This is a genomic window from Flavobacteriales bacterium (assembly GCA_016716605.1).
GTDB lineage: Bacteria > Bacteroidota > Bacteroidia > Flavobacteriales_F > PHOS-HE28 > PHOS-HE28.
In genome coordinates this window covers 127390-154211 of the sequence record JADJWA010000001.1, presented here as the reverse complement: position 1 = coordinate 154211, position 26822 = coordinate 127390, and the positions used below count along the sequence as shown (strand labels likewise).

18 protein-coding genes are annotated in these 26822 nt (G+C 62.1%); 4 read left to right on the top strand and 14 right to left on the bottom strand.

Annotation, left to right across the window (positions count from 1 at the left end):
- The first annotated feature begins 132 nt into the window (after positions 1 to 132).
- Both IPM12_00650 and IPM12_00645 read left to right on the top strand, forming a co-directional pair.
- Entirely contained in the window at positions 133 to 732 is a 600-nt protein-coding gene (locus tag IPM12_00650; GenBank protein ID MBK9146306.1) for a sigma-70 family RNA polymerase sigma factor, read from the top strand.
- Positions 729 to 1481, top strand: coding sequence for a hypothetical protein (locus tag IPM12_00645; protein MBK9146305.1), 753 nt, complete (start codon positions 729 to 731; stop codon positions 1479 to 1481). The genes IPM12_00650 and IPM12_00645 overlap by 4 nt, the downstream gene beginning before the upstream one ends.
- Here the strand turns inward: IPM12_00645 and IPM12_00640 are convergent.
- The 14 genes from IPM12_00640 to msrB form a co-directional block, all read right to left on the bottom strand.
- Positions 1452 to 4037 carry a CHAT domain-containing protein gene (locus IPM12_00640; protein MBK9146304.1) on the bottom strand — a complete coding sequence of 862 codons (2586 nt, stop codon included), beginning with the start codon at positions 4035 to 4037 and terminating at the stop codon, positions 1452 to 1454. The two genes, IPM12_00645 and IPM12_00640, sit on opposite strands and share 30 nt — an antisense overlap.
- A 243-nt stretch (positions 4038 to 4280) precedes the next feature.
- A complete protein-coding gene (locus IPM12_00635; GenBank protein MBK9146303.1) occupies positions 4281 to 9557 on the bottom strand; it encodes a proprotein convertase P-domain-containing protein in 5277 nt (1758 codons plus the stop codon).
- Positions 9558 to 9952: 395 nt separating this feature from the next.
- Complete coding sequence (locus tag IPM12_00630; protein ID MBK9146302.1) at positions 9953 to 12670, bottom strand: hypothetical protein; 2718 nt, start codon at positions 12668 to 12670, stop codon at positions 9953 to 9955.
- Positions 12671 to 12812: 142 nt separating this feature from the next.
- Positions 12813 to 13388 (bottom strand): hypothetical protein, encoded by a 576-nt coding sequence (locus IPM12_00625; GenBank protein ID MBK9146301.1) that lies wholly within the window; start codon positions 13386 to 13388, stop codon positions 12813 to 12815.
- Positions 13385 to 14608: a hypothetical protein gene (locus IPM12_00620; GenBank protein MBK9146300.1), complete on the bottom strand. Its 1224-nt coding sequence runs from the start codon at positions 14606 to 14608 to the stop codon at positions 13385 to 13387. Before IPM12_00620 ends, IPM12_00625 begins: the two co-directional genes overlap by 4 nt.
- Positions 14609 to 14795: 187 nt before the next feature.
- Entirely contained in the window at positions 14796 to 16433 is a 1638-nt protein-coding gene (gene groL, locus IPM12_00615; protein MBK9146299.1) for a chaperonin GroEL, read from the bottom strand.
- A gap of 55 nt (positions 16434 to 16488) precedes the next feature.
- Positions 16489 to 16779 carry a co-chaperone GroES gene (groES, locus tag IPM12_00610; protein ID MBK9146298.1) on the bottom strand — a complete coding sequence of 97 codons (291 nt, stop codon included), beginning with the start codon at positions 16777 to 16779 and terminating at the stop codon, positions 16489 to 16491.
- A gap of 152 nt (positions 16780 to 16931) precedes the next feature.
- Positions 16932 to 17285 (bottom strand): preprotein translocase subunit SecG, encoded by a 354-nt coding sequence (gene secG, locus IPM12_00605; GenBank protein ID MBK9146297.1) that lies wholly within the window; start codon positions 17283 to 17285, stop codon positions 16932 to 16934.
- Between the two features lie 3 nt (positions 17286 to 17288).
- Positions 17289 to 18377, bottom strand: a complete 1089-nt coding sequence (locus tag IPM12_00600; protein ID MBK9146296.1) for a hypothetical protein — start codon at positions 18375 to 18377, stop codon at positions 17289 to 17291.
- The gene (locus IPM12_00595) at positions 18377 to 18886 is read right to left on the bottom strand and encodes an LptE family protein (GenBank protein MBK9146295.1); all 510 of its coding nucleotides are present in this window, start codon (positions 18884 to 18886) and stop codon (positions 18377 to 18379) included. The genes IPM12_00600 and IPM12_00595 overlap by 1 nt, the downstream gene beginning before the upstream one ends.
- 53 nt (positions 18887 to 18939) lie before the next feature.
- Positions 18940 to 20148, bottom strand: a complete 1209-nt coding sequence (locus IPM12_00590; protein ID MBK9146294.1) for a sigma-54-dependent Fis family transcriptional regulator — start codon at positions 20146 to 20148, stop codon at positions 18940 to 18942.
- Positions 20145 to 21512 carry a tRNA (N6-isopentenyl adenosine(37)-C2)-methylthiotransferase MiaB gene (gene miaB / locus IPM12_00585; GenBank protein MBK9146293.1) on the bottom strand — a complete coding sequence of 456 codons (1368 nt, stop codon included), beginning with the start codon at positions 21510 to 21512 and terminating at the stop codon, positions 20145 to 20147. Before miaB ends, IPM12_00590 begins: the two co-directional genes overlap by 4 nt.
- Before the next feature lie 102 nt (positions 21513 to 21614).
- Positions 21615 to 22085, bottom strand: a complete 471-nt coding sequence (locus IPM12_00580) for a PepSY-like domain-containing protein (protein ID MBK9146292.1) — start codon at positions 22083 to 22085, stop codon at positions 21615 to 21617.
- A gap of 107 nt (positions 22086 to 22192) precedes the next feature.
- A complete protein-coding gene (gene msrB, locus IPM12_00575) occupies positions 22193 to 22744 on the bottom strand; it encodes a peptide-methionine (R)-S-oxide reductase MsrB (protein MBK9146291.1) in 552 nt (183 codons plus the stop codon).
- Between the two features lie 196 nt (positions 22745 to 22940).
- Here msrB and topA point away from each other — a divergent pair, with 196 nt between their 5' ends.
- Positions 22941 to 25520: a type I DNA topoisomerase gene (topA, locus tag IPM12_00570; GenBank protein ID MBK9146290.1), complete on the top strand. Its 2580-nt coding sequence runs from the start codon at positions 22941 to 22943 to the stop codon at positions 25518 to 25520.
- 108 nt (positions 25521 to 25628) lie between these two features.
- A complete protein-coding gene (locus IPM12_00565; GenBank protein MBK9146289.1) occupies positions 25629 to 26801 on the top strand; it encodes a formimidoylglutamase in 1173 nt (390 codons plus the stop codon).
- Positions 26802 to 26822 lie beyond the last annotated feature (21 nt).

The window sequence follows — 26822 nt, the reverse complement described above, 5'->3', positions numbered from 1 at the left end:
TGGATCGTAACCGGCCAGGGGAAAATTCTTCGGGTGGTTACGGCGAGCCCCCGCTTGGGGACCAATGCACGATCGACCTCACAAACGATCAGCCACCGCATACCTTCCCATTAGCTTCGTCGCAGGAGAAGCATGGGCCCGGCACACGCCAGCGACGCGGAGCTGATCGCGCACCTGAGGAAGGGCACGATCGAAGAGGACATGGCCTTGAAGCAGATCTATCGGGAGCATTTCCACGCGGTGAGCGGGTACGTGCAACGCAACAGCGGCGATGCCGATGCTGCGCGCGATGTGTTCCAGGACGGTGTTCTGGTCCTCTACCGGAACATCAAGGAGGACCGCTTCAATGGTGAGAGCGCGATCGGCACCTACCTGTACAGCATCTGCCGCTACCTCTGGTTGAAGTCGCTTCGGAAGCGCGGACGCATTTCGGATGATGCGGAAGCGGACCTGGTGAGTTACGGAACGCCTTTGATCGAGCTGATCGATGCCGAACGTCGTTCGATGGTGCTGGCGCTCTTCGATCAGTTGGGCGAGGCGTGCAAGCGGATCCTGTTGCTGAGCTTCTATGAGGATCTTGATATGCGCGAGATCGCGGCACACACAGGGTTGAAGGACGAGCAGAACGCGCGCAACAAGAAGTACAAGTGCCTGAAGGGCTTGAAGGAGAAGATGGATGAGCACGGTGGCCTAGCGCATTGGTTGAACGAATTGCAGGACCAACGCTCATGAACACGCACGAAGAACTGTTCGAGTCCTACTTGAAGGGTCGATCGACCACGGCCGAACGGGCGGACTTCGAGGCGCGCATGCGCGCGGATCCTTCATTCGCGGAGCAGTTCCGGCAGTTCCGCGCTGCGGCGGCGGTCGTTCGGATCGCCGGTGACCAACGGCTCAAGCAGCGGCTGGCAGCGATCCATGCCGAGGTATTCCCGGAACGCCGCGGGCGCCTGATCCCCATCACGAGGCGCGGTTGGCTCGCCATTGCCGCATCGGTGTTGGTCCTTATCGGAGTCAGCTACTTCTTCGCATCGCGCCAGGCGAGCACCTCGGACCTGTACGCCGAGCACATGGTAGCCTATCCCGGTCCGGATCGGGAACGCAGCGATGATGGAGCGAATGATCCGGCATGGACGCACTTCGCAGATGCGTACTCGGAGGAGCGTTACGATGACGCGATCACCGGGCTCGACACGATGACGAGCGATGCGGCGCCTGCCTATATGGTCGCATTCTATCGCGGGCAGTGCCTGCTCTTGAAGACCAACCCGGATCCACAAGCAGCGATGCGTGCCTTCCAAGAGGTGCTCGCCACGGACAATGATCTTCTTGCTTCTGCGCGCTGGTACCTTGGCTTGGCGGCCATGAACCACGGGGACCATGCACTGGCCCGCGTGCAATTCACCGCGCTTCGCGATGCCGGTGCATACAAGCACACCGAAGCGGCAAGGCTATTGGAAGCGCTTCCTGACGAGCAGTAGTACCAGGATCCCGCCGAGCACGATCCAGATCCAGTTTCGCTTGTACCACGGCTTGCTGAGTCCCATCACACGCTCATCGCCCATGAGCACCATGGTGGACCAGTAGTACGGATGCGCCTTCTGTGGATCGCTCTGTTCCAGGTAGTCGAGCTTCGCGCTTTGCAAGGCCTGGTCGAGGGCCATCCCTTGGGCGGCGTGCCCGAAGAAGGATGCGATGATCGAACGTGCGGCTTCGTCCTCGCAATTCCACAAGCTCATCACCATGGACGGGCAACCCGCGTGTGCGAATGCACGGGCCGCGCTCATCACGCCTTCCCCGTTCACGGCGCGGCCGTCCCCAGTACGACAGGCGCTGAGCACGGCCAAGCGCACATGCAGGTCCAGGTTGAAGATCTCGTGGAGATGCAGCCTTCCATCCTCAAGGCTGTCAACGCGTGCGAAGGCGAACACCGAATTCATCGGGTCGATATCATCCATGGCGGTGTGCATCGCCAGGTGGAGGATCGAGGCTTCTGCTGCCATCCGCTTGAACGCCGATTCCGTCGCCGCATCGCCGATCAGCAACTCACCGCCGAGCAGCTCGCGCACAGCCTCCACCTCATCCGCATTGGAGCGCAGTTCCACCAAGCCCGTGGATGCTGGATAGCTCGCCGCCACGCCGAGGTACTCGCCAGTGCTGGTCGAAGGAGATGCGCTGCGCATCCAGTTCCGGATCGAGGCCACGTAACTGATCGCATGCGATCGAAGCAGGTAGGGTAAGGCGCTGTAGTCGCGCGTGGCCGATCGCGGCGCGTCGGTCAGCAGCACTTCCCACGGCAGCTGGTGGAACGGTCCATCGGGAACGATCACGAGCGCCGTACGAGGGGGGACGGTGATTCCTCCGAACAGGAGTTGGTGCAACGTTCGCGCATGTTCGGTGAAGACGGCATAGGCCCCTTGCGGATCAGTGAGCGAACGCGCGCGATCAGCAAGCAGGTCCCGCAAGCCCTTGGCTGCTTGCTGCATGCCCAGGACATCATCGTTCCTCACGAATTGCGCGCCTGATGCATCGAGCAGGATGAGGTATGCATGCTTCGATCCGAGGAACATGCACAGCAACGAACGATCCGAGCCAAGCCTTGCTTGCAAGGCCTTCCGCTCGAACGTCGAGGGTGCATATTTCAGCTCGTGGTAGGCAGGGTGTTCCACGGCCATCCGCTGGATCAAGCCATCGAGCTCGGCCTGGCCCGCGGCAGCGGCATTGCGCCATAAGCCCACCTTGTCCACATCCATGCGGTCGCATTTCTTCTCTTCCAGCAGGATGTAGCGCCGCATCTCCGCGATCCGCGCCTTGAGCGTTCGTTCCTCATCGATGAGTTCGCGCGGAAGGCCGGCGTCCGACAGCGCTTCCAGTGCGCGCATCGCCTCGGCGAGCAGGGCGTTCCGGCTGAGTTCCATGAGCGTTATCGCACGCTCGATGGAGGCTTCATCACCATCCCGCGTGAAGCGTGTACGGCAATGCTCCAGCGCTTCTTCGATGAAGTCCCGCACCTGGGTGGTCCAGAACAACTTGGACCCCTCGGCGAGCGCACCGGTACGGAGATGCTCGATGCATTGCACGGACAAGTCGATGCATTCATCCGCGGCGCGCGAGGCTCGCGCGTCGACCGGTCGAGCGCGCAGCAAGCGGTACTTCACCACGAGCGCATCGAGCAAGTGTCGGTGGTTCGTCGCGGCCTTCACGTCGCTTGGGTTGCTCAAGTCATCCGCCGGTATGAAGCCGGGGACCAATCGTGAGATCGCTTCCTGCGCACGCCCCATGGCTTCCTCTGGGCGGTCCATGGTCGCCAGCATGCGCGCCAGCTCGCTGCTCATGCACGCCGTGCTCGGATGATCGGGTCCCAGCGTGCGCTCCCTGAACTCCAAGGCCTGCTGGTACAAACGCAATGCTTCGTCAGGGTGCCCGCCGGTCGCGGCCACAGCGGCGCTGTCGGCCATGGTATCCGCTGCGTCCGTTGCTGGAGCGTCCTTCAATTGGCGCGCTGCGGCCAGGTTGAAGTGCTCGAGCGCCCCACGCTGATCACCGGCTTCCCACGCATGGGTACCCAGGACCTCGTGGACATAGGCCACCATGGGTGGCCCGCCGCCTTCCACCGATCTCCATATGCGGAGGGCTTCATTGTAATGGATAGAGCAACTATCGCGTTGATCCAGACCCCAAAAGCAGTTGCCCACGTTGTAGTGGGCGCCTGCCACGTTGCCGGCCTTGTCGGGTTCTTCCCGGAGGTGGATGGCGAGATTCTCGCGGTAGTACACCAACCCGCGGTGATAGTCGCCCTTCTCATAGGCGCAATAACCCAGCACGCGGAGGATCTTGTTGCCGAGCTTCCACGGCGAACCAGCTTCCAGATAATTGGAATAGGCCTTCAGCATCAGGGTCTCAGCCTGCTCCAGGTCGCGGTTCGCGTGTGCGTACTGGCCCTTCAGCGCCCAGAACTCGGCCCGTTCTGCCGCAGAGGCGGAAGGCCCGGTGCACCATCGCTCATGTCGTTCGATGCACGCTGCGATCTGCTTCATGTCGCCGCCGGCGAATAGTTTCCAGCACGGCTTCATATCCACTGGAACCTGCGCCCCGACCGTGTTGGTGAAAACCAGCGTGGCCATCACGCAAGCCCGTGCGCTGATCGGTGGTACCGGCTGCCAGGCCGTGCGACCAACTATACCGCGGACCCAACCCATCGCTCAAAGTTCGGGATCCGATCGGTTGAAATGCGAAGAGCGCCCATATGGACGCCCTTCGCTTGTCGATTGCTTCCGATCCTATGGCTCGATCACCAGTCGTACCGTGGATATGGCATCCCCTGCAGTGATGTTCACCAAGTACAGGCCTGCGGCCAGCTTGCCATTCAGGTCGAGCACGATGTTGATGAACCCGTCGCTGACAGCAAGCGTGCGCTGGGCCACGCGCTTGCCGAAGGCGTCGTAGATGTCCACGTTGATGCTCTCCACGCCCTCCTCCACGCTGCTCATGCTCACAAAGAGCTGGTCGCCGCGGTTCGGGTTCGGGTACATCGCCACGCGGGCCTCGCTCGCCGTGGTGCTGCCGCCCTCTTCAGCCATGCCGAAGGCGCAGTTGGTGGTGAGCATGCAGATGTCGCCGTAGGGGTCGCTGGCATGGCACCAGGTACTGCCGTTGTCGAAGCTGGCGCGCACATCCACCTCGTAGGTCTTGTTGCACTGCAGGCCTGCGGTGTTCACCCAGTACTGCCCGACCGGGCTGGTCTTCACAATGGTGACGAACTCAGCCGGGATGCGGAAGCGGAACTGGTAGCGGTTCGCGTTCTGCCAGTTGCAGTTGGCGTTCATGCGGCGCACGGGGCGGGCATGCACGCGCTCGTTCACGCCCACATTGCGCATCTGTCCGCAGCTCAGGAATTGGCTTCCTGGCAGGTCCATGAGCTTGGTGCGTGGGCACTGGGCTTCCGTGCTGTTCACCACCAGGCGGCAGGCGGGGCCCCAGTTGTTGTAGTTGCCATTGATGCGGCCGCGCACCTTCACGTTGTAGAAGCCGCCTTCAACCAGTTGGTTGCCAGCCCAGCCGTTGAGCAGGAAGTGGGCCGCGCGGGTAGCACTGGCCGGTAGGCCATTGGTGGTGTTGTGGCTCTGGAATCGCTTGAAGCTATAGCCGCCATTGGGCGCGTACCACCACATCTGGTAGCCGCTGTTCGCGTTGTTCACCCCGTACTCATCGCTCACGTCCTGATTCCCATTGGCCACTACGTATTCACCGCCGCAGGGGCTGATCTTCCAATCGCGCTTGTCGCAGCTGGTGTAGATCAGGCGGTCGGTGCCCACGGGCAGGCAGAAGCCTTCGTTGGCAGCGATCTGGCTGGTGCTTCCGCTGGTGAATCCGCCTTCGCCGAAGGTTCCGTTGAGGTTATCGATCAGGCGCACGCTGCTGTTGATCTTCAGCAGGTAACCGCCGCCCACGATGCCGTCGCCGCCGCCGTCGGTGACCACCAGGTAGAAGCAGCCGTCGGGCAGGCAGGTGGCCTCGGAGCCGTTGCCGATGATCGGCCCACCGCCGCTTTGCACGAGGATGTTCGTGCCTTGCTCGTACAGGGCGAAGGTGAGCGCATCAATGCCATCGGCCTGGTACACGAAGTCAAGGTCGGTGGTGCAGGGCACGCCGGTACAGCCGCACGCAGGGCCAGCACCGATCACATCGAGGACGGTTTGGGGGTTGCCGTCATCGCAAGCATCGCCCGGGTTGCCATTGGCCAAGGTGGGACAAGTGTCGCAGGCATCGCCTACGCTGTCGCCATCGCCATCGGCCTGACCTGCGTTAGGGGTGCTCACGCAGTTGTCGATCAGGTCGCATACGCCATCACCATCGCTATCGGACAAGGGGGTGCCCACGCAGCTGCAGCTCGCGTTCCACGTATCGCCTGTTGTGCAAGGGTTGCCATCATTGCAGCCGGTGCCGGGCATGGCAGGGCCGTTGAGCGCGCCAAGGCAATCGATGGGTAGGAAGTTCAAGCGGATATGCCTCAGCGCACCGATATCGATGCCTGCATTATCGCAGACCTTGAAGATCCAGTTGCCGTTCGGATCGTCGGTGTTGAAGCCCGTGAGCGACACTTCAGGTGAGTAGTTGCCCGTGACGTTGGCGGTGGTGCCAGGAATGGTTGTTAGCGCGGCGCCGCCGGTTATGAGCCGGAAAACCGCGGTAGGGCAGTTGCTGTTATTCCCGAAATTGTCTCCGCTTCCTCCGCGCTGGTTCACCAGGAGAAGCTCTTGGCCGGCGGGGCTGATCAGGCGCATCTGCAGGTCGGACCTGTAGGTGTGGGTAAGGATGATCTCTACGCTGCTCAGACCCACGTTGGTGCCTAGCGCATTGGGCTGCCCGCTGATCGCAATGGAGGCGAGCATGTTGTTGTTGGTAGCGCAGCCATTGTCAGCGATGGCCACATTGTTTCCGCAGCTGCCGTTCACCACGTTGGTGGGTGCATTGGTAGTGGTGAACAGGATAGCGGAGCTGTTGGGGCTGTAGGTGCCGCCGCAATCCTGCCGCACGAAATAGCGGTATTGCGTGTTCGCGCTCAGGCCTGTGATGAGCGTGGGCGAAGCGCTGGTGAGTACGATGTTGCCATTGGGCCCGGCGATGAGGCCGTTGCCCGGCGTGGTGAAGGTGGCCGCAGGGCCCCACTCCACGATGTAGTTGCCGGCAGGTGCTGAGAAGTTCGCGAAGGCCTGGGTGTTGATGACACCGGTAGCCGCGAGTGCTGTGGGTATCGGGCAAGTGAGCAGCTGCCATTCGAGGGTGAAGGTGCCCACACCGGTGCCGAATCCATCCTGGATCCACCATGCGCGTTGCGTGCTGCCGGTGGTGTTGATCCATTCCACCCAGCCCACCTCGCCGGCATCGTCGTTGACGCAGGCGATCACTGTGGAGCCGGGGCAAGCGCCTCCGTAACGCACATAGTGCTGTGAGTTATAGTTGTTCACTTGCTGGCGGATGCGCAGCTGCTGGCCATTCGGGACATCGATGAAGTAAAAGGCATCGGCAGCGGTGTTGGCGGATGCCGTGCCACAGGCCGCGCTGAAGTCATTCACGCGGCCCACCGTGGTGCCGGGCAAAGGGCTGATCTGCGTACCCAGGTTCAAGGCGTTCACGCAGTTCTCTGCGTTGGGGCAGGTGCCGCTGTCCGTGAAGTTTCCGAAGTTCCGATCGCAGGCTCCATCGGTCTCGTGGAGCAGCCGGACATTCACGGCATCGCCGATGGCGAAGGGCCCGATGGTCTCCACATCGGTCTCCACCAAGCCCGGCACGTCGGTGGGGGCGCCGCCATTCACGCTGTATCGCAGAGTGGTGGTCGCAGCACTGCCGGCATAGAGCACCTCCACATCAATGGTGAAGTCGTAGGCCGCGCAGTTCGTGTTCACCGTGATGCCCGCATCCGGATCAACGCAGCCGGCCGTGCATTCCGCCTCGAACAGCCAGCTGCTCTGCTCTCCGGTGGCGCAGCTATTGCTGCCGTCACTGTCGATCTCCAGGAAGAGCTCATCTCCAGCTGACGAGCCGGTGACCTGCGGTGATCCGAGGTTCGCGAAGCTGCCGGTGAGGCCGGTGATCGAAAGGCCGGAATTATCACTGCCGCTGTAGCCCCGGATCACGTCGTTCGCGTCCATTGTGCCGCTCACGAAGCTCAGGGTGACGGTCTCCCAGGGATTGCTGGCGATGAAGTGGAAGGTGCGCGGATCGTTGTTCCGATAGCAGTGCGAGAGAGTGATCGTGTTGCCGCAGGTGATGGTGATCGGGCAGTTCGAGTACAGCGTGGCCTCCGCGCTGCCGCAGTTGCTGATGTTGTGCGTGAGGGTGCAGCTCACCTCAGCGGTGCTCGGGAAGGGCCCGATGGTGGTGATGCCCAATGGCAGGTTGCTCAGGTTGAAAGGCGATCCGTCCACCGAATAGTTGAGATTGGCCGTGGAGCCGCCACCGTAGCTGGTCACGTCCACCTGGACGCTGAACTGGTTCGCGCCGCAGTTGTCAACCGGGGTGAAGGAGGCTGCGGGTGGCGTGCAGAGGTTCACGCGAGCGAAGCGCACGGCCCCAACATCGGCGCCCACGGCATCGCAGGCCCGAAGCGTCCATCCGCCATTCGGGTCGCTGCCATTGTGGAATAGGTTGAGCGATTGATCAGGCTGCCAGGTGCCCACATTGGTGCTGGCGCCCGCAACGCCGCTGAGCGCTGCTCCTCCTTGCTGGAAGGTGAAGAGGCCGCCAGGACAAGCCGCTGCGTTGCCGAATTGTGTCCCATTGCCGCCGTATCCGGCGGTCACCAGACCCACTTCGGTATTGTCCGGAGCCCTCAGGTAGAAGCGAAGGTCGCTGCCCCAGGTGTGGCTGGCGATGAGATCCACGCTTTGCACGAATACATCCGAGCCCAGCGAGGTGCCGGTGCTGCTCACGCACAGTGGCACGTTGGTGTAGTTGTTCGCACCGCAGCCATTGTCAGCGATCGGGAACACGGCAGCGCCGTGGCACACGCCAGCGGCGTTGGTGTAGTTGAAGCTGCCCAGGCTCAGGTTGCACAGGGTGTTTCCGTTATGCACCACCGTGACCGTGCGTGCGGTGCCGAAGGCAATCGGCCCAATGGAATAGGTGCCTGCGCCGACGTTGGAGTGGACGTTGGTACCCGTGGGCGACTGGATTGTGATGCTGGGGGCGTCGCCCACGCCGGAGACAATGACCTGGATGGTGTAGGTGTTGGAGGCGCAATCGGCCACCACGCTTGCCGTGGCGCTCGGTTGATTGCAGGTGATCGGCGACCAGGTATAGGTCAGCCCGCTCGTCCACGATTTCGCCGGGCTGCCGCTGGTGAATCGTAACGTATTGTTGTTCGCAGTGCCCGACAGGCTCGTGCCCCAATTCTCTGAACCGGTGCCGACCCGACGGTTGTTCACATTCGTGGCGAAGGTGTTGCTCGGACCGCGCAACCCGACCTGTGGCTGCTGCGCCGTGCTGTTCGCGGGGCCGCTCGCGAAAGGCCCATAGACATTCCGTATGACCCCGGAAACGGTATTCAATCGGATCTGGAACGAGAAAGACTCGCCCAAGCCGAAAAAAGAGTAGCGCCGTAATCCCCGCCATTGCACAACCACCTCGTCACCCACCACCTGCCAGCGAACATCGCGCGTGCCGCCCGAAGCGTTCACCAAATCGGCGCCAAAGGCCGAAACGCAGCGTTGATAGGTCGCGGCGTTGCTGATCGGGGTGTAGTTGGTGGTCGCTGGCGCAGACCCGAACGTGATGTAGCCATTGCTGGAAACATACATCTGGGTATAGGTCGTGCCGTTGAACGTGAAGGCCGGGATCGTCTGCGCTCCGGAGACCACATCATCGAACGTGGTGGTCCACAGGGCGGTGCCGCCGGAGATGGCCGTCCAACTGCCTCCCGCTTGGCTGAAGGTGTACATGGTGGCTACCTGGGCTTGTGCGCTTTGGGTGCTCGCGAGCCAGGCCAAAGCCATCACCGCGGAGCGCCATGTAGCGAACGGCAGTGAAGCGAAACGAAGGGAGTTGAAGTACGCCATGGGAATAGGGCTTGAGTATGGTCCAAGTCCGTATTCCGGTCAGGCTGGTGCCAATGGAGCTTGCAGTCTCGCTTGGCGATGATTCACGCCCGTTCAACGGGCGCGGATTGGTTCAGAGCGAAGCGAAACTAGGTGAGGTCGAATAGCCGTGTCAAGCGTTTTCATCGATGAATTATCAATAACCAACTCCGAACCCCCGAATAGTTCCAATGAAGGAAGTGTTGAGAGCTGTTCTTGTGGGCAGCGAGCACTCTACTGTTCATGAACCCGCTATTAGCGAACAGAGCGTCGAATCACGTACGCCTGGCCCCGCTGCCTGATATGTGTGATTGGTGCTTAATGCAAGGACCCGCTGCGATGAGCGGGTCCTTTGGGGAACGAATGAACACGTAGTACTAGGCCTCCACCTCATCGAACTTCACGCCCACGCGCAGCTCGTTGCGCACCACCAAGCGGCCGTTCTGCGGGCGCAGGAAGTAGAGGGCATCCACCTCGCTCACGGGCTCGGGTGCGGCGGTAATGGCCATGAAGCCGAGGTCGCGCGCCATGGTGAGCACGGCCTTGCGGTTCACGGCATCGAGTGAGTGCACCTCATCGAGGAAGAAGGGCACGCGGCTCAGGGGCTGGAGGGTGATGGCATCCTCCTTCAGCATGCTGCGCAGCACGAGCAGGTTGAAAAGGACCTTGATGGTGATCGCGGTGCCGTGCGATTCCACCTGCAGGTTGTCGTAGTGGTGCACACGGCCGCCCTTGATGGCCACGCCGAAGCGCAGGGTGAAGAGGTCGCCGTAATGCAGGGTGATGCGCTCGCTGAGGCGGTTGCGGAAGCTGGCGTAGGCGGCATCGAGCTTCTTGCTGTCATCGAAGAGGCCGGTATGGTCGGTCTCGGCCAGTTCGCGCAGCGGGTTCACCAGGTCGCTCTGCTCGATCACCTCCATGCGCAGGCTCTCGAGGTTCGATACGCTCACGGTGCTGAAGCGGCGGTTGAGCTGCTCGGCAGCCTGCTTGATGTCGTGCAGCCCATTGAGCACATTGGCGAAGCTGGCGCGCAGCAAATGCAGGTAGTTGTCCCAATCCTTGCGCAGCGCTTCCTCGAAAGCGGGAAGACCATCGAGCTGCTCGCGCATCAGGCGCACGGTGTCGGACTCGGTGGCGCCGATGATGTCGCCGCGGAAAACGTTCTCGATCTTGGCGCGAAGGCCATCCATCTCACGGCTCAGGTCCTTGTGCTCGCCGGTGAGCTTTATGTAGAGCGCGATGGCGTCCTCGGCATCGTTGGGCACGCTGATAGGCGCGGTGGGTTTGGCCTCAGCATCTGGTGGCGGCGCGCATTGCTCCAGCAGGCGGAGCAGGCGATTGAAGCGCTCGTCCTCTTTGTTCAGGGCGTTGCGTTGCTCATAGAGCTTCACGCTCAGCTCATCGAGCTTTTGGCGGGCTTCCACGCGCTGCGATTCCTGCGCGACCTTCTCCTTGTTGAGCTCGGACAGGCGCTTCTTCAGCTTCGGTTCGTCCTTCCGTTCTTCCAGCAAGCGCTCCCAGCGGCCCAGGCCATCGGCGATCCGGTCAACGTCCTTCTGCGCAGCATCGCGTTCAGCCACCAGCTTGTCGCGGTTCTCGATGGCGGCCATCAATTGCGATAAGCGCTCGAGCTCGTGCTTCTGGTCTGTGAGCGATTTCTTAAGCGCCTTCACATCCACGAGGTCCTTCCATGCGTGGCTGTTGTCGGGCAGCGGCAGGCTCATCACCTCGTCGCTGTACTTCCCATCGGTGATGTTGGCAGCGAGCGCTTTCAGCATCGCCTCCAGTTGCTTCTTCTTCTTCACCTCCACGCCGCCCTTTTCCACCGGGAGCCTTAGCAGTTCGATGTTGAAGAGGCGCGAGGCATCGTGCAGGCTCTGCTCATCGATGCTCGCCCGCAGGGTGGTGATCAGCGCGCGATCGAATCCGGCGATGGCCTTCTCGGTGCTGGCCACGCGCGATTTCGCTTCGTGGAGCGCGCGCTCGGTGCGGGCACGGTCGGCGCTCTGGGCATTGCCCAAGCTGCGGTCCAGTGAGGCGAGCCGCTCTTTCGCGTTGGCGAGGGCCTCGCGCTCGAGCGGTTCGCTGAAATCATCGAGCCCTTTGCCCAAATGCGTCAACCGCGCGAGATCGCCATCCACACGGCCCTTCATGCCGGCGAGCTCCGCGATCCGGTCGTCGAGGTTCTGCAGGCCGGCAGCCATGCCTTCCTTCTCGCGCTCGAGCAATTCGGTCTTGGCCACGATGGCCTCCTTCACGTGCTTGTTGTGGTCGTGCGCCTTGCGACGCTTCTCCATCAGGTCGGCGTGCACCACGGCCAGGCGGCCTTCGAGGTCGGCACGCACCTCGCTGCGCTGGATGTAGGTGCGCAGCTTCTCCTGCTCGGCTTTCAGCGTGTTCAGCTTCAAGCGGCGGTCGCGGATGCGCTCGAATTCCTCGGTCATCAGCTTGTTGGCTTCCAGCGCGGGCTTGCTGGGCGGCAGGCTGGCGAGCATCAACAGGCTGCGCTTCATCTCGTGCTGGTCGATGCTGCGCAGGCTGAGCAGGTTCTTGAGCACTTCCTTGAAGTGGGCGTAGCGCTCCACCTCGGTGAGCTGCACGATGCCCAGGCCATTGCTCTCGCCCTTGGTGGCCACGAGGAGGGCTTCACGGTGAAGCTGCGGCTCTTTGAGTTCGCGGTACTGCTTGCCGGCAAGGCGGCTGAGCACATGCTTCGGCTCGGCCACGCGGCCATCCTCGGTGAGGTAGTCAGCGACGTCGTAGCCGCCGTCGTATGTGAAGCGAACGGGGTCGCCGCTGCTGGCCTTGCTTGCACCGCGCCATCCCAGCATGTAGGTGCCACGCGGACCGTTGCACTCGAACAGCAGGTAGCTGTAGTGGTCAGGGAAATAGTACTCGCGCGTGGCCTCCACGTCGTGATCTCCGAAGACCATCTGGTTCCGGTTGTCGAGATAGAGGAATTGCAGGGTGTTGATCAACGTGGTCTTGCCCGCGTTGTTGGGGCCGACCAATTGGAGCGAGGTGCCCAACTCGATCTCAGCATAATCGTAGCTGCCCGAGCGGATGGCGATGAGTTTCGAGGGTCCTAGTTGCATGGTCTCTGGGTTGGCCGAAGGGGCGCGCAGGCGCCGAGCGATCGGATGCGGCTTGGGTTCAATTCGGTTTGGCTGGTCGATGTGGTTCCGGACGGCCTGGTTTCGCGGACTTCTCTGCGTCACCGTATCAAAGCGGCCGGCACTAATTCATCTCGGGGTTGATGTCCTCATTGTCCTTCAGCGCGCTGCGATGCTCCTGTTCGGCCACCTGGCTGATCTCCTGGCATTTGTCGAACACGCGGTGGAAGGGGCGGAGGAAGCGGAAGGTGTCGTCAGGGTAGTATTCGGCCCAGCCCATTCGCACCATGCTCTTGATCAGCTTGCGCATGCTGGCCTCGTCATCGATTCCCACGGCTTTCATGTGCGACTTGAAGCGGTCGCTGGTGAGGTGCGGCAGGCCAGCCACGCTGAAGCGCTCGGAGAGCAGGTATTCTTCCACGGGCCTGCCTTCGTTCGCAGTGGCCTCGATCAGGATGAAGCAGAACACGGCGATGGGCGGGAGGCTTTGCGGCGGAGGCGTGGCTTCGGCGGTCTCGGTGCGGAAGTAGAAGAAGTCGCGCGCATGGCGGACCAGATCGAGCCCCAGCGGCCTGAAGTACTCGGCGTAGGCCTCGTAGCGCTCGGTGAGGGGAGCGTGCAGGTTGCCCTGTTCGTGGGTGATGTACGCGCCCTGGCGCAGCTTGTCGAAGATGTCCTTGACGAAGGGAAGCTCGTTCATGGCTTGCTGATGCTGAAGGTGGTGGCCTCGATCACGCCATCGCGCGTCCGGTAGGCCTTGGTCTTTCCGTGCTTGTAGCTCACGGTGAGCTCGGGATCGAACAGGATCCTGCTGAGTCCGAGCAGCGCGTCGCCCGTTCCTTTCTCTGGATAGGTCTTCACAATCCAATCGGTCAGGTCCTTGACGGGCAATTCGGCGGCAAGGGCATCGGGCAGGGCCCTGAGCCAGAGCAGGCGGATATAATCAGGCGGCGTCTCGCTGCTCTCGTTCATGCGCAAACTGGGCGGCGGCTGCGGCGGGTGAGCGGCCACGTGGTGGATGGTGCGCTTGAGCACGGTGTCGGTGGGCGGGCATTCCACCGGCGCGCGGCCGGATTGCGGCACGTAGTGGGCTACCCAGTCATCGAGCTTCATGTGGCGCAAGCGGCCCAGGGCCAGGGTGGCGCCGTGCGCGATGGCGCTGCTCCGGCGCAGCACTTCGTAGAGCGGTTGCAATTCCTTGCGGCTCTCATTCAGCGTGTGGATGGCGCGGCGGCGCAGCGCGCGGATCTGCCGTTCGTTGCGCAGCAGCGGCGAGAGCTCTGCGAAGACGCCGGCTTCGCGCGCGGCGCTGAGCGCGTTGTCGAGCTCATTGAGCGTTTCCACCAATTGGCCATCCACGCGGACGATCTCCACCAGCGGCTGCACATACTGATCCATGAGGCGCACGATGCGCAGGTAGCGCTCGCGTACGCTCACGCTGCTGCGGTCGGCCTTGTGCCGCGCCACTTCGGCCATCACGGCGCGGTGCGTGGCGTCGAGGTCCTCCTGCATCCGGCGCAGCGTGTGGTCCACCTCCGTTGCGGCAAGGCCCACACTGAGCCCATCGAAGGCCTGTGTGCCGCTGGCGATCCGCTTCCGCGCGCTCTCAAGGGCCGCGGTATAGCCTTGGATGATCTCCGGGCTGGTGGGCAGCGCGTCGTCGTGCAGGTAATTCATCAGCTGCAGCAGGGGCTGCGCCAGCACGTAGTGGCTGCTGCCCTCTTCCAGCGGCACCAGGATCTGCAGTTCCAGCAGGCGCTCCCAAGTGGTCTCGGGCTGCTCGGTGGCGGTGTCGCTGTGGGTGCGGATGAGCTGCCTGACCTGCGCTTCACTCACATCGCCGGGCCGCGTGGCGATCGCGCTGAGCAATGGCACATGGTTGGCGCAGAAGTCGAAGAAGCGTTTCGGCTGTATCGGCATCGATGCTTGCGAAAAGGTCCGTCCTGAATTGGAACGGACCTCTTTCTAGCGCGTGAAAGTAGCCGGGCCTTCCGTGCGGGAGTCCTCGAGTTTTCGACAGGTGTTGGTAACGGCGGGCCTTCCTATGACGCAACGGGCCCCGGCGAAAGCCGGGGCCCGTGCATTGAAGAGATGCGCTGGACAGGACTTACATCATGTCCATGCCGCCACCCATTCCACCATGACTGTGTGCCGGTGCCTTCTCTTCCTTCTCCTCGCTGATCACGCACTCGGTGGTGAGCAGCATCGCCGCGATGCTGGCTGCGTTCTCCAGGGCCACGCGGGTCACCTTGGTGGGGTCGATCACGCCAGTGGCGAAGAGGTTCTCGTACTCCTCGGTGCGGGCGTTGAAGCCGTAGTCGGCCTTTCCGTCGCGCACTTTCTGAACGATGATGCTGCCTTCCAAGCCTGCATTCGCCACGATCTGGCGCAGCGGCTCTTCGATCGCACGGCGCACGATGGCCACGCCCGTGGTCTCATCGGCATTGCTGCCCTCGAGCTTCTCCAGCGCCTTCTGCGCGCGGATGTAGGCTACGCCACCGCCGGGCACGATGCCTTCCTCCACCGCAGCGCGGGTGGCGTGCAGAGCGTCGTCCACGCGGTCCTTCTTCTCTTTCATCTCCACCTCGGTGGCGGCACCGATGTAGAGCACGGCAACACCGCCGGCGAGTTTCGCCAAGCGCTCCTGCAGCTTCTCCTTGTCGTAGTCGCTCGTGGTGGTCTCGATCTGCGCCTTGATCTGGTTCACACGGCCGGTGATGTCGGCCTTCTTGCCGGCACCGTTCACGATGGTCGTGTTGTCCTTGTCGATGCTGATCTTCTCGGCCTTGCCAAGCATGCTGAGGTCGGCGTTCTCCAGCTTGAAGCCGCGCTCCTCGCTGATCACGGTGCCACCGGTGAGGATGGCGATGTCCTCGAGCATGGCCTTGCGGCGATCGCCGAAGCCCGGGGCTTTCACAGCGGCCACTTTCAGTGCGCCGCGGATCTTGTTCACCACCAAGGTGGCGAGTGCCTCGCCGTCCACGTCCTCGCTGATGATCAGCAGGGGTTTGCCGGTCTGCGCGCTCTTCTCCAGGATGGGCAGCAGCTCTTTCATGCTGCTGATCTTCTTATCGTAGATCAGGATGTAGGCGTTCTCCAGGTCCACCTCCATCTTCTCCGCGTTGGTCACGAAGTAGGGGCTGAGGTAGCCGCGATCGAACTGCATGCCTTCCACCACCTCCACGGTGGTGTCGGTGCCTTTGGCTTCTTCCACGGTGATCACGCCCTCCTTCTTCACCTTGGCCATGGCCTCGGCAATCAGGCTGCCGATGGTCTCATCACTATTGGCGCTGATGGTGGCCACCTGCTTGATCTTGTCGTTGTCGTCGCCCACGGTCTTGCTCATCTTCTTGAGCTCGCTGACCACGGCGATCACGGCCTTGTCGATGCCGCGCTTAAGGTCCATCGGGTTGGCACCGGCGGCCACGTTCTTCAGGCCTGCGGTAACGATGGCCTGGGCTAGCACGGTGGCAGTGGTGGTGCCATCGCCAGCTTGATCGGCTGTCTTGCTGGCCACTTCCTTCAGCATCTGGGCGCCCATATTCTCCACGGCGTCCTTCAGCTCGATCTCCTTGGCCACGGTAACGCCGTCCTTGGTCACTTGGGGCGCACCGAATTTCTTGTCGATGATCACGTTGCGGCCTTTGGGGCCGAGGGTCACCTTCACGGCATTCGCGAGGTGGTCAACGCCCCGCTTCAAGCGGTCGCGGGCGTCGATTTCGAATTGGATGTTCTTGGCTGCCATTTTCTGTGGGGGATTTCGTTGGGGCCGGGAATTCCCGGCCCGTACACGGATTTTCTTAGTTGAGGATGGCGTAGATGTCGCTTTCGCGCATGATCAGGTAGTCCTTGCCTTCGAGACTGAGCTCGGTGCCGCTGTATTTGCCGTACAGGATCTCGTCGCCGGCCTTCACGCTCAGGGGAGTCACCTTGCCGTCGTCGGCGATGCGGCCAGCACCAACGGCGATGATCTTGCCGCGCTGTGGCTTTTCCTTGGCCGTGTCGGGGATGATGATGCCACCCTTGGTGGTCTCTTCAGCGGGAGCGGCTTCGACGAGCACGCGGTCCGCCAACGGTTTCACTTTCGACATGTGTGTTGGGTTGATTGGGTTTAGGGGGTCTTTTCAAGACCGCGCCCCGCCGGACAACAGGTGTGCCGGGCGGGGCGTCGGGTGGTGCTTCTGCCAAGATTTCGGAAAGCAGGTGACAGGCCTTCGGGCTTGCTGCCAGCCTGTCAAGCAAGCTACGGGTTAGGGTCGGCCTCCGCGTCAGGATCACCTGCCTCTGTACCTGGATCAGCGGCATCCGCTCCAGGATCGACTGAATCGCCGTCGGTCTGCTCAATGGTGTCGTTCAGCATATTGCTGCCCTTGCCGCTGGTTTGGATGCCCGCCGAGATGAGGCAGAGCACCATGAGGGCCCCGCTCAAGGTCCAAGTCGATTTCTCCAGGAAATCCGCGGTGCGCTGCACGCCGCCGATCTGCTGGGCCCCGGTGAAGCCGGCTGCCAAACCGCCACCTTTGGGATTCTGGGCCAGGACCACCAATGCTAGTAGCCCGCAGATGATGAGGATGAGGACGGTAACGAGGGTGTACATGGCTCAGGGGGTCTGTTTGGCCTCTGCGGCTTTTGAAAGGGCCGCGAAGTAAGCGCTTTTCTCAGGGTACTTCAACGCGAGCCTGCGGTACGCCTCCATGGCCTTGCTGATATTGCCCTGCTGCTCGTAGATGCGGGCCAAGGTCTCGGTAACCAGCCCTGCACTGTCCTCAAGACTCTTCTTTCCCGCTTGTTGCGGGGTGAAGAACGCAGGTTTTGCAGGAATCTCTGGCGGTTGCTGGCGGATGAAGCGGTCGATCAGGGCCTTGGGATCGAGCGATTCGCCGGTGTGTGAGGCCTGGGCCGCTCCATCTGCGGTTGGCGTTGAAGTAGGGGGCACGGATAGGGGAACCGCCGCCGAGGGGCCAGCGTCAGTTCGAGCAGCTGTCGCGTCGGAGGCTTCGAGCCAATCGGAGAAGCGGAGGCGAGAATCGGTCGTTAAGCTCACCGTCTCAGGCGCGGGCCCGTTCACAGGCTTCGTGGCGGCATCTTGGGTCTCCGGCACTTGTTCCTGCCAAGTCAGGTCGTAGGCCCTGGCGAGCGCGACCTGAACATATTCTGCTTCGAGCTCGGGTGATGCGGCCGAAGGCAAAACAGTCACAGGCGCAACGGGTTCCGGGTGAACTGGCAATGCGATTGCGATCACCAGCTCTTGGCCGGATCCCGGATCGTCCGCCAATTCAGTCGAGCTGACTGGGGCCTCCTTCAGGTCTGCGGTTTCCGGATGCACTGCCGATTCCGGCTCCACAGGCGAGATTGCTTCCGGCAGCAATGGCTGAGCAGGCTCTGCCAAAGGTTCGGGCTGTGGGTGGTACAAGCTGGTCTCTGGCTCGTTCCGCACCACGCGCATGGGCGCCGGGGCTGAAGGATGCACCAGGTCGAATAGCGCCGCGCGGGAAGGCAAGTGCGCCGCTGCGGTGCGCAGGTTATCGTCCGCGAGCACCTGGCCTTGATTGCGCTCGCTGGCAGCGCGCAGGAGCTGCGCGCCGCTGAACCACGGGTAGCGCTCGACCATGGCGGCGAGCTCAGCCGCATCTTCAGCCGTGGTGCGGCCGGGCTCGTTCAGCAGTCGGGTGAGGCGCTCTCGTTCCATTACCAGTTGCCCAAGGTGCGATCGAAGATATCCTGCGCCAGCTGCTTGCCGATCTCATCCACGAGTTGCGTTTCCACTGCGGTGAGGTCCTGGCTGCTGTTGTAATCGGCGAAGCGGCTCACGGTGAATTCGGAGTTCTTCTTCGGGTCCAGGGTGTTCACAAAGGTGATGCTCGCGGCGATCGTGAGCCGGTTGAGCGCCGCGGTCTCGCTGGCCTGGATGTTCACCGGCTGCACATCGTAGCCCGTGATGGTGCCGCTGTACTGCACATCGCCCTCGCGCTGCGCGAGCCGCAAGCGCGTCTGGGCGAGCATCAGGTCACGGACCGTCTCTGTGAGGCCCTGCGCCGCAGAAGGCGTGGCCAGCGGTGCCCGGGTCTCGAAAAGTTCCACGCTCACGGTGCGTGCATCGCCAGTGTCCCCGCCGGAAAAGGAGTAGTTCACGCTGCATGCGGGCAGGTGCAAGAGGGCCAGTAGGCCGCAGGCAGCAGACAATCGGCGCACGACCATGCCAGCCAACCGCCGGTTGCCAACCGCGAACTGCCTAGTGCCTGATTCGCCCTTCATAGCCCGTACTCCTTGATCTTCCGGTACAAGGTGCGTTCACTGATGCCGAGCTCATTCGCTGCGGCTTTGCGCCGGTCCCGGTGCTTGGCCAGCGCCTTCACGATGAGCTCCTTCTCTTTCTCCGTGAGGCTGAGCGTCTCTTCCACTTCGGTGTGGGCGATGTCCTCGTTCACCGCTTGCCCTTTCGGGACGATGCTAACCGTTCCGTAGGCTGGCGGGGCATGGGGCAGCAGGATCTCGTCCTGCGGCATCCCGTGCACCATTGTCGGCAAGTGCTGCCCGCCGGTGATGGCCTTCACCTGCTCCTTCAGCGCGTTCAGGTCGCTCTTCATGTCGAAGAGGAACTTGAAGATGAGCTCGCGCTCGCTCACGCTGTCCATGCTGCCGCCATTGGCTGCGGCTCCAGCGGGCACCAGCGCCGTGCTCTCGGCAGGGAGGTAGTTGCGCAGGGTGGCTGCGCTGATCTCGCGGTCGCGCTCGATCACGCTCAGCTGATCCACGATATTGCGCAATTGGCGAACGTTGCCAGGCCAACGATAGCCCGTGAGCAGCTGCACTGCATCGTCCTTCAGGGTGATGGTGGGCGCCTTGTAACGAGTGGCGGCCTGCTGCGCGAACCAGCGGAACAGCAGGTGGATGTCCTCCTTGCGCTCGCGCAGCGCGGGCAGGTGGATGGGCACCGTGTTGAGGCGGTAGTACAGGTCCTCGCGGAAGGTGCCGCGCGCCACCGCCTGCAGCATGTTCACGTTGGTGGCGGCCACCACGCGCACGTTGGTCTTCTGGCACTTGCTGCTGCCCACGCGGATGAACTCACCGGTCTCCAGCACGCGCAGCAAGCGCACCTGGGTGTTCAACGGCAACTCGCCGACTTCATCCAGGAAGAGCGTGCCGCCATTGGCAGTCTCGAAGTAGCCCTTGCGCGCTTCGTGCGCTCCGGTGAAGCTGCCTTTCTCGTGGCCGAAGAGCTCGCTGTCGATGGTGCCCTCGGGGATGGCCCCGCAGTTCACCGCGTGGTAGGGGCCGTGCTTCCGTGCGCTGTTGGCGTGTATGATCTTGCTCATCACTTCCTTACCGCTGCCGCTCTCACCCTGCACCAGCACGGTGAGGTCGGTGGGCGCCACCTGCACGGCTATCTCGATGGCGCGGTCCAGCAACGGTGATGCCCCGATGATCTCGAACCGCTGTTTGATCGGTTGCACGTTCATGCCAGTGCGGGTTGTTGATTCAACACTTCAAGCACCTCGCCTTGCAAGCTGCCTGCTGTGGAACTGGTGATGCGGGTTTTCACGAGGTCGCCCGGCTTCAATTCATATTCATTGAAGAGCCGTTGGACGATGACGATGCTGTTCTGCGTATTGCGACCGAATAGGTGCTCAGCGCTCCGCTTGCTCACGCCTTCAAGGAGCACCTCATGCGTTTCGCCAACGTAGCCGCGCAGGCGTTCTGCACTCTTCTCCTTCTGCAGGTCGATGATCTCCTGGAGCCTTCGTCCTTTCTCGTCATCGGGCACATCATCGGGGTACTTGCGCGCAGCCAACGTCTTGGGCCGCTCGCTGTACTTGAACATGAAGGCCATATCGAAGCCCACCTCGTTGATCAGCGATAGGGTTTGCTGATGGTCCTCATCGGTCTCGCCGCAATAGCCGGCGATGATGTCGGTGCTCAGCGCGCAATCGGGCATGTGCTTGCGGATACTCGCGATGCGTTCCAGGTACCAGGCGCGGTCGTACCCGCGGTTCATGCGCTTCAGCACATCGCCGCTGCCGCTCTGCACGGGCAAGTGGATGTACTTGCAGATGTTCGGATAGCGCGCCATCACCAAGAGCACCTTGTCGGTCATATCCTTCGGGTGGCTGGTGCTATACCGGATACGCAAGTCGGGGCAGGCGAGGGCCACCATTTCCAGCAGGTCGGCGAAATCAGTAGACGGCTTCTGCATCATGCCTGCTGCGCCTGCCTCCTGTGCGTTCGCCTCGCGCGGGGTCCACTTGTACGAATCCACATTTTGCCCCAGCAGCGTCACCTCCTTGTATCCATCGCGAACCAGTTGCTCGCATTCGCGCACGATGGTCTGCGGGTCGCGGCTCCGCTCCCGGCCCCGTGTGAAAGGCACCACGCAGAAGGCGCACATGTTATCGCAGCCCCGCATGATGGTCACGAAGGCCGTTACGCCGTTGGTATCCAGCCGCACCGGCTCAATCTCCGCGTAGGTCTCCTCGCGGCTCAGCAGCACGTTCACGGCTTTCTGGCCCGTGCCCACCTTCTCCAGAAGCTCGGGCAGAGTGCGATAAGCATCGGGGCCTACTACCAGGTCCACCACTTTCTTCTTCTCCAGCAGGTCCTCGCGCATGCGCTCGGCCATGCAGCCCAGCACGCCTACCTTCAGGCCCTTGTTGCGGGCCTTCAGGTTATTCATCTCGTTGATGCGCTGCAGAACGGTGTACTCGGCCTTCTCGCGGATGCTGCACGTGTTCAGCAGCACCAGGTCGGCATCTTCGGCGCTCTTCACCGGGGTGTAGCCGTCCTTGGCCAAGATGCTCGCCACGACCTCACTGTCGCTCACGTTCATCTGGCAGCCGTAGCTCTCGATATAGACCCGCTTGCTCACGCCGTCCGGAAAGGGCGCCAAAGGTAGCGGGGCTAAGGGTTGGCTGACAGGGTGGCAGTGCGCCTAGCTGCCCTTCGGATCCTTCACCTTCCTCGCCTTCACCTCCTCCTTCAGCAACTTCCCATCCGGCAAGTAGGAGAGCTCGGCCTTCTCCTTCTCCGATTCCACTTTCAGTTTGAAGAGGCTTGCGTGCTCTGGTGTAGCGTGCTCTTCGACGTCTTCAATTTTCCACGCCCCGAATTTGCTTGCCTTAAGTGCACGAGCGATGGTGCCGGGCAATTCGTCCTTCTTGATGTCGTGCTCGGTGCGCACCCAGGCGCCTTCGGTGGTGTACACGGCCGTGTGCTTCTCGCCCTTCAGCGTGAATTCCGCGCGGAAGAGCTTGGTGCCTTGTTTCCATTCCTTCACGGTGGCTTTGGGGTAGGTCTTCGCGAGATGTGTTTTCGCGTTGGCGGGCGGAACAGCGGGTTGCGGTTCCTGGGCAAGAAGTTGCGCGCAGATGAGGAGGGCTGTGGATAGGATTATGCTGCGCATGGTGGGTGTGAAGCTAGGTTGCTTGCGATCCATCCCTATGGTATTGATCGGCACCATGGCATAGACCACGAGGCGTGGGAGCAACTCCACGCGCCAGCTTGGTTTCGCTACTTCTTCCCGATGAACTCCAAGCTCACGCTGTTGATGCAATACCGTCGGCCCGTAGGCTTCGGACCATCATCGAACACGTGGCCGAGGTGAGCGCCGCAGCGCCCGCATGTGGTCTCCGTGCGCACCATGCCGAAGGTGCGGTCCTCGTGGTAGAGGATGGCATCCTTGCGCGTGGCTTGGAAGAAGCTGGGCCAACCGCAGCTGCTCGCGAATTTGCTGTCGGCCTGGAAGAGCACGTTGCCGCATACCGCGCAGGCGTAGGTGCCGATGCCCTCGAAGTCCCAGTACTTGCCGGTGAAGGCGCGCTCAGTGCCCTTCTCGAAGGCGATGTAGTAGAGGTCGGCGGGCAGTAGTTCCTTCCATTCGCTCAGCGCCACGTTCAGCTTGTTGGTGTCGGTGTGCGAGTAGTAAGGATTCGAGCTGTGGTCGTACTGAGACATGTCGTTGGTGCTCATGGCAGGTGCTTTCGGTGCTTGTCCGTTACTGCTTCCGCAGGCGATGAGCAGCAGCGAAGAGAGGAGGGTGGGGACGATGTTGCGGGATCTCATGCCCGATGGTCGTGTGTGCGGCGCGCGCATGACAGAGGTTGTTGCAAGAACCCGTGAGGCACGCGTTCGGTTCGGATGCGCCAGGTGTTGAAATTTCCCTTCCCCTAAAGGGGAAGCGCCCGCGGTAGGCGAATCGTCGTCAGGAATCGCGGGCGGCGCCCTTTTATTTGCCGCCCTGAAAAATCTTCGGGGAAGCATGGCCAAGAAGAACGCGAGCGGTGATCTGGTGATCGTGGAGTCGCCAGCCAAGGCGAAGACCATTGAGAAATATCTCGGCGAGGGATACACCGTGCTAAGCAGCTATGGCCATGTCCGTGATCTTCCAGAGCGTGACCTGAGCGTGGATGTGGAGAACGGCTTCGAGCCCACCTATATCATCCCTGATGACAAGAAAGGGCGGTTGGCCGAACTGAAGAAGGCCAGCGACAAAGCAGCCATGGTGTGGCTCGCGACCGACGAAGACCGCGAAGGGGAGGCCATCAGCTGGCACCTGAAGGAAGCCTTGCAGCTCAGCGATGAAAAGGTGAAGCGCATCACATTCAATGAGATCACCAAGCAGGCCGTGACCAAGGCCATGGAGAGCCCGCGCACGATTGATATCCACTTGGTTGATGCGCAACAGGCCCGTCGCGTGCTGGATCGACTGGTGGGCTATGAGCTCAGCCCCGTGCTCTGGCGCAAAGTGAAGCCCAGCCTCAGCGCGGGCCGCGTGCAAAGCGTTGCCGTTCGCTTGATCGTGGAGCGTGAGCGCGAGATCCTCGGCTTCGACAGCAAGAGCGCATTCAAGGTCACTGCGGTGCTCATCACGGAGAAAGGCGCCACGGTAAAGGCTGAGCTGCCCGCACGCTTCGCCACCGAGGCGGAGGCCATGGCCTTCCTGCAAGGATGCATCGGCGCAGTGTACACGGTGGGCGCCGTGGAGAAGAAGCCCGGCAAGCGCACGCCAGCCGCGCCCTTCACCACGAGCACCTTGCAGCAGGAGGCCAGCCGCAAGCTCGGCTACGGCGTGGACCGCACAATGCGCATTGCCCAAGGGCTCTACGAGCAAGGGCATATCACCTACATGCGTACCGATTCGGTGAACCTGAGCGAGCAGGCCATCGCCGCAGCGGCGGGGCAGATCAGCACGCAGTACGGTGAGCGCTACAGCAAGAGCCGCCGTTTCACCAGCAAGAGCAAAGGCGCGCAAGAGGCGCACGAGGCCATCCGCCCAACCGACATGGCCGTGCGCAATGCCGGCAGCGACACCGATGCCGAGCGCCTGTACGACCTGATCTGGAAGCGCACGCTGGCCAGCCAGATGGCCGACGCCGAACTGGAGAAGACCGTGGTGGACATCAACATCAGCACGCGCCCCAACGAACAATTGCGCGCGCAGGGCGAAGTGATCCTCTTCGACGGTTTCCTCAAGGTGTACATGGAGGGCCGCGACGATGAGGGCGACGAGGAACAGGAAGGCCTGCTACCCGAGATGCGCCAAGGCGAAGCGTTGCAACTCCGCGAGATGACCGCCACGCAGCGCTACGAGCGCCCCGCGCCGCGCTACACCGAAGCGAGCCTGGTGAAGAAACTCGAAGAACTCGGCATCGGCCGACCGAGCACCTACGCGCCCACCATCAGCACCGTGCAGAAGCGCGGTTACGTGGTGAAGGAGAGCCGCGATGGAACGCCGCGCGCCTACCGCATCCTCACCTTGGCCGAGGGTGAGATCGCTGAGAAGACCGCCAGTGAGAACGCTGGCGCCGAGAAGCAGAAGCTTTTCCCATCAGACATCGGCATGGTAGTGAACGACTTCCTCGTGGAGCACTTCCCCGTGATCGTGGACCTGAACTTCACGGCGAAAGTGGAGGAGGAGTTCGACGTGATTGCCGAGGGCAAGGAGAACTGGCGCGAGATGATCGCCCGCTTCTACAAGCCCTTCCACGCCACACTGGGCACCGTGAAGGACACCGCGGAACGCGCTACTGGTGCCCGTATCCTGGGCAAGGACCCCGTGAGCGGCAAGGACGTCGTGGCCCGCATCGGCCGCTTCGGTCCCATGATCCAGATCGGCAGCGCCGAGGACGAGGAGAAGCCCCGCTTTGCCAGCCTGCGTAAAGACCAGAGCATCGCATCGGTCACCTTCGAGGAGGCCATGAATCTCTTCAAATTGCCACGCACCCTGGGAGAGCGCGATGGCGAAGTGTGCTCGGTAGGCATTGGCCGCTTCGGTCCATATGTGCGGTTGGGCAGCACTTACGCCAGCCTCACGCCCGATGATGACCCGCTCGAGATTTCGCTGGCACGAGCTGTGGAGCTCATCGACCTGAAGAAGGCGGCCAGTGCCACGCGCGACCTCGGCGAGTACAAGGGCGAGATGCTCGTGGTGGGCCGTGGCCGCTTCGGACCTTTCGTGAAATACCAGAAGACCTACGCCAACATTCCGAAAGGCGAGGAGCCTCCGACAGTGACGCTGGAACGCGGCATCGAGCTGATCGAGGCCAAGCTGGCAGGCGTTCGGCAGAACATCCTGAAGGAATTCGAGGGTTCAGGCATCCAGGTGCTTGCGGGCCGATATGGGCCGTACATCACGGATGGCAGCAAGAACGCCAACGTGCCCAAGGAGCAGAAGCCGGAAGAGCTCACGTTGGAAGCGGCTACGGCGCTGTTAGCCGCTGCACCAGAGAAGAAGGGCGGGAAGAAAGGTGGACGCGTGGCATCGAAGACCGCCGGCAGGAGCGCGGCCAAGGCGCCAGCGAAGAAGGCACGCAAGCCGGCCACGAAGAAGAAGCCTTAGAGCTGCTCACATCGCCTTGTGCGAAGTTGAGTCGGGTGCCTCCATGCGCGGAGCCTATACCCGGTTCATTTTCGCAGGCGCTCGCCGGCCTGCTCCGGATACCTGCCGATGGACATCAGCATCTATTTCCAGCCCTCTGAGCGATTCGGGCGCAATCGTCCGGAATGGGCCGGTCAAACCTTGGGTGATGGAACCGCCTTCTTCAGCCATGGCCGCGACTTCCCATCGCTCGAAGGCAAGCAAGTGGCCCTCTTCGGCGTGCTCGATGATCCCGGCCACGCCAAACCGCGCGCTTGCGTGAATGCCCCGGATGCCATCCGCGCAGAGCTCTATCGGCTTTATCAGCCCGCGTCGTCCGTTCCGCTGATCGACCTGGGGGACATACATTCCGGGGCCACCGCAGCCGATACACAGCATGCTGTGGCCGAGACACTCGCCGAATTGATGCGCTTGAACATCGTGCCGGTGCTCCTAGGCGGTGGCCAAGGCCACACGTTCAGTCAATACCTGGCCTATGAGAAACTCGAGCGCACCGCGAATCTGGTTTGCATCGACAGTCGATTCGATCTGGGTGAGCCGGGGCAGAACCTGGCCGATACCAGCTATCTGAGCCACATTGTGCTCCGCCAGCCCAATTACCTGTTCAACTACAGCAACCTGGGTTATCAGACTTACTTCGTTGACCAGCCCGGTATTGAATTGATGGAACGGCTGCTCTTCGATACCCACCGCCTTGGGGAGCTGCGCCAGAATATCGCCGATGCCGAACCAGTGCTGCGCAATGCCGATACATTGAGCGTGGACATGAGCGCAATCCGGCGCGCCGATGCCCCCGGAACCACTTGGCCAAGCCCGAACGGACTGGCCGGCGACGAGGCCTGCCAGCTCATGCGGTATGCGGGAGTTAGCGAGAAGGTCAGCTCGCTGGGAATCTACGAGCTCGATCCGGGTCGCGACGAGGAAGGCGTAAGCGCCCAATTGGCCGCCCAAATGGTTTGGTGCTTCCTCGATGGCTTTCGCAGCCGTACCAACGACCTGCCCTGGCTCGACCGCAAGCGCTTCACCCGATTCCGCATCCCGATACGTGGCCACGAGCAGGAACTGGTCTTCTATAAGAGCTCGGTGAGCGACCGCTGGTGGATGGACGTGCCCTACAAGGCCGAGCAGGAGGCCCGCTTCGAGAGGCATCATCTCGTGCCATGCTCCTATTCGGATTACCAAGCAGCCTGTCGGGAAGAAGTGCCTGATCGCTGGTGGCGGACCTTCCAGAAACTAGCTTGAGCGGACCTCTTCTGTCGTGTT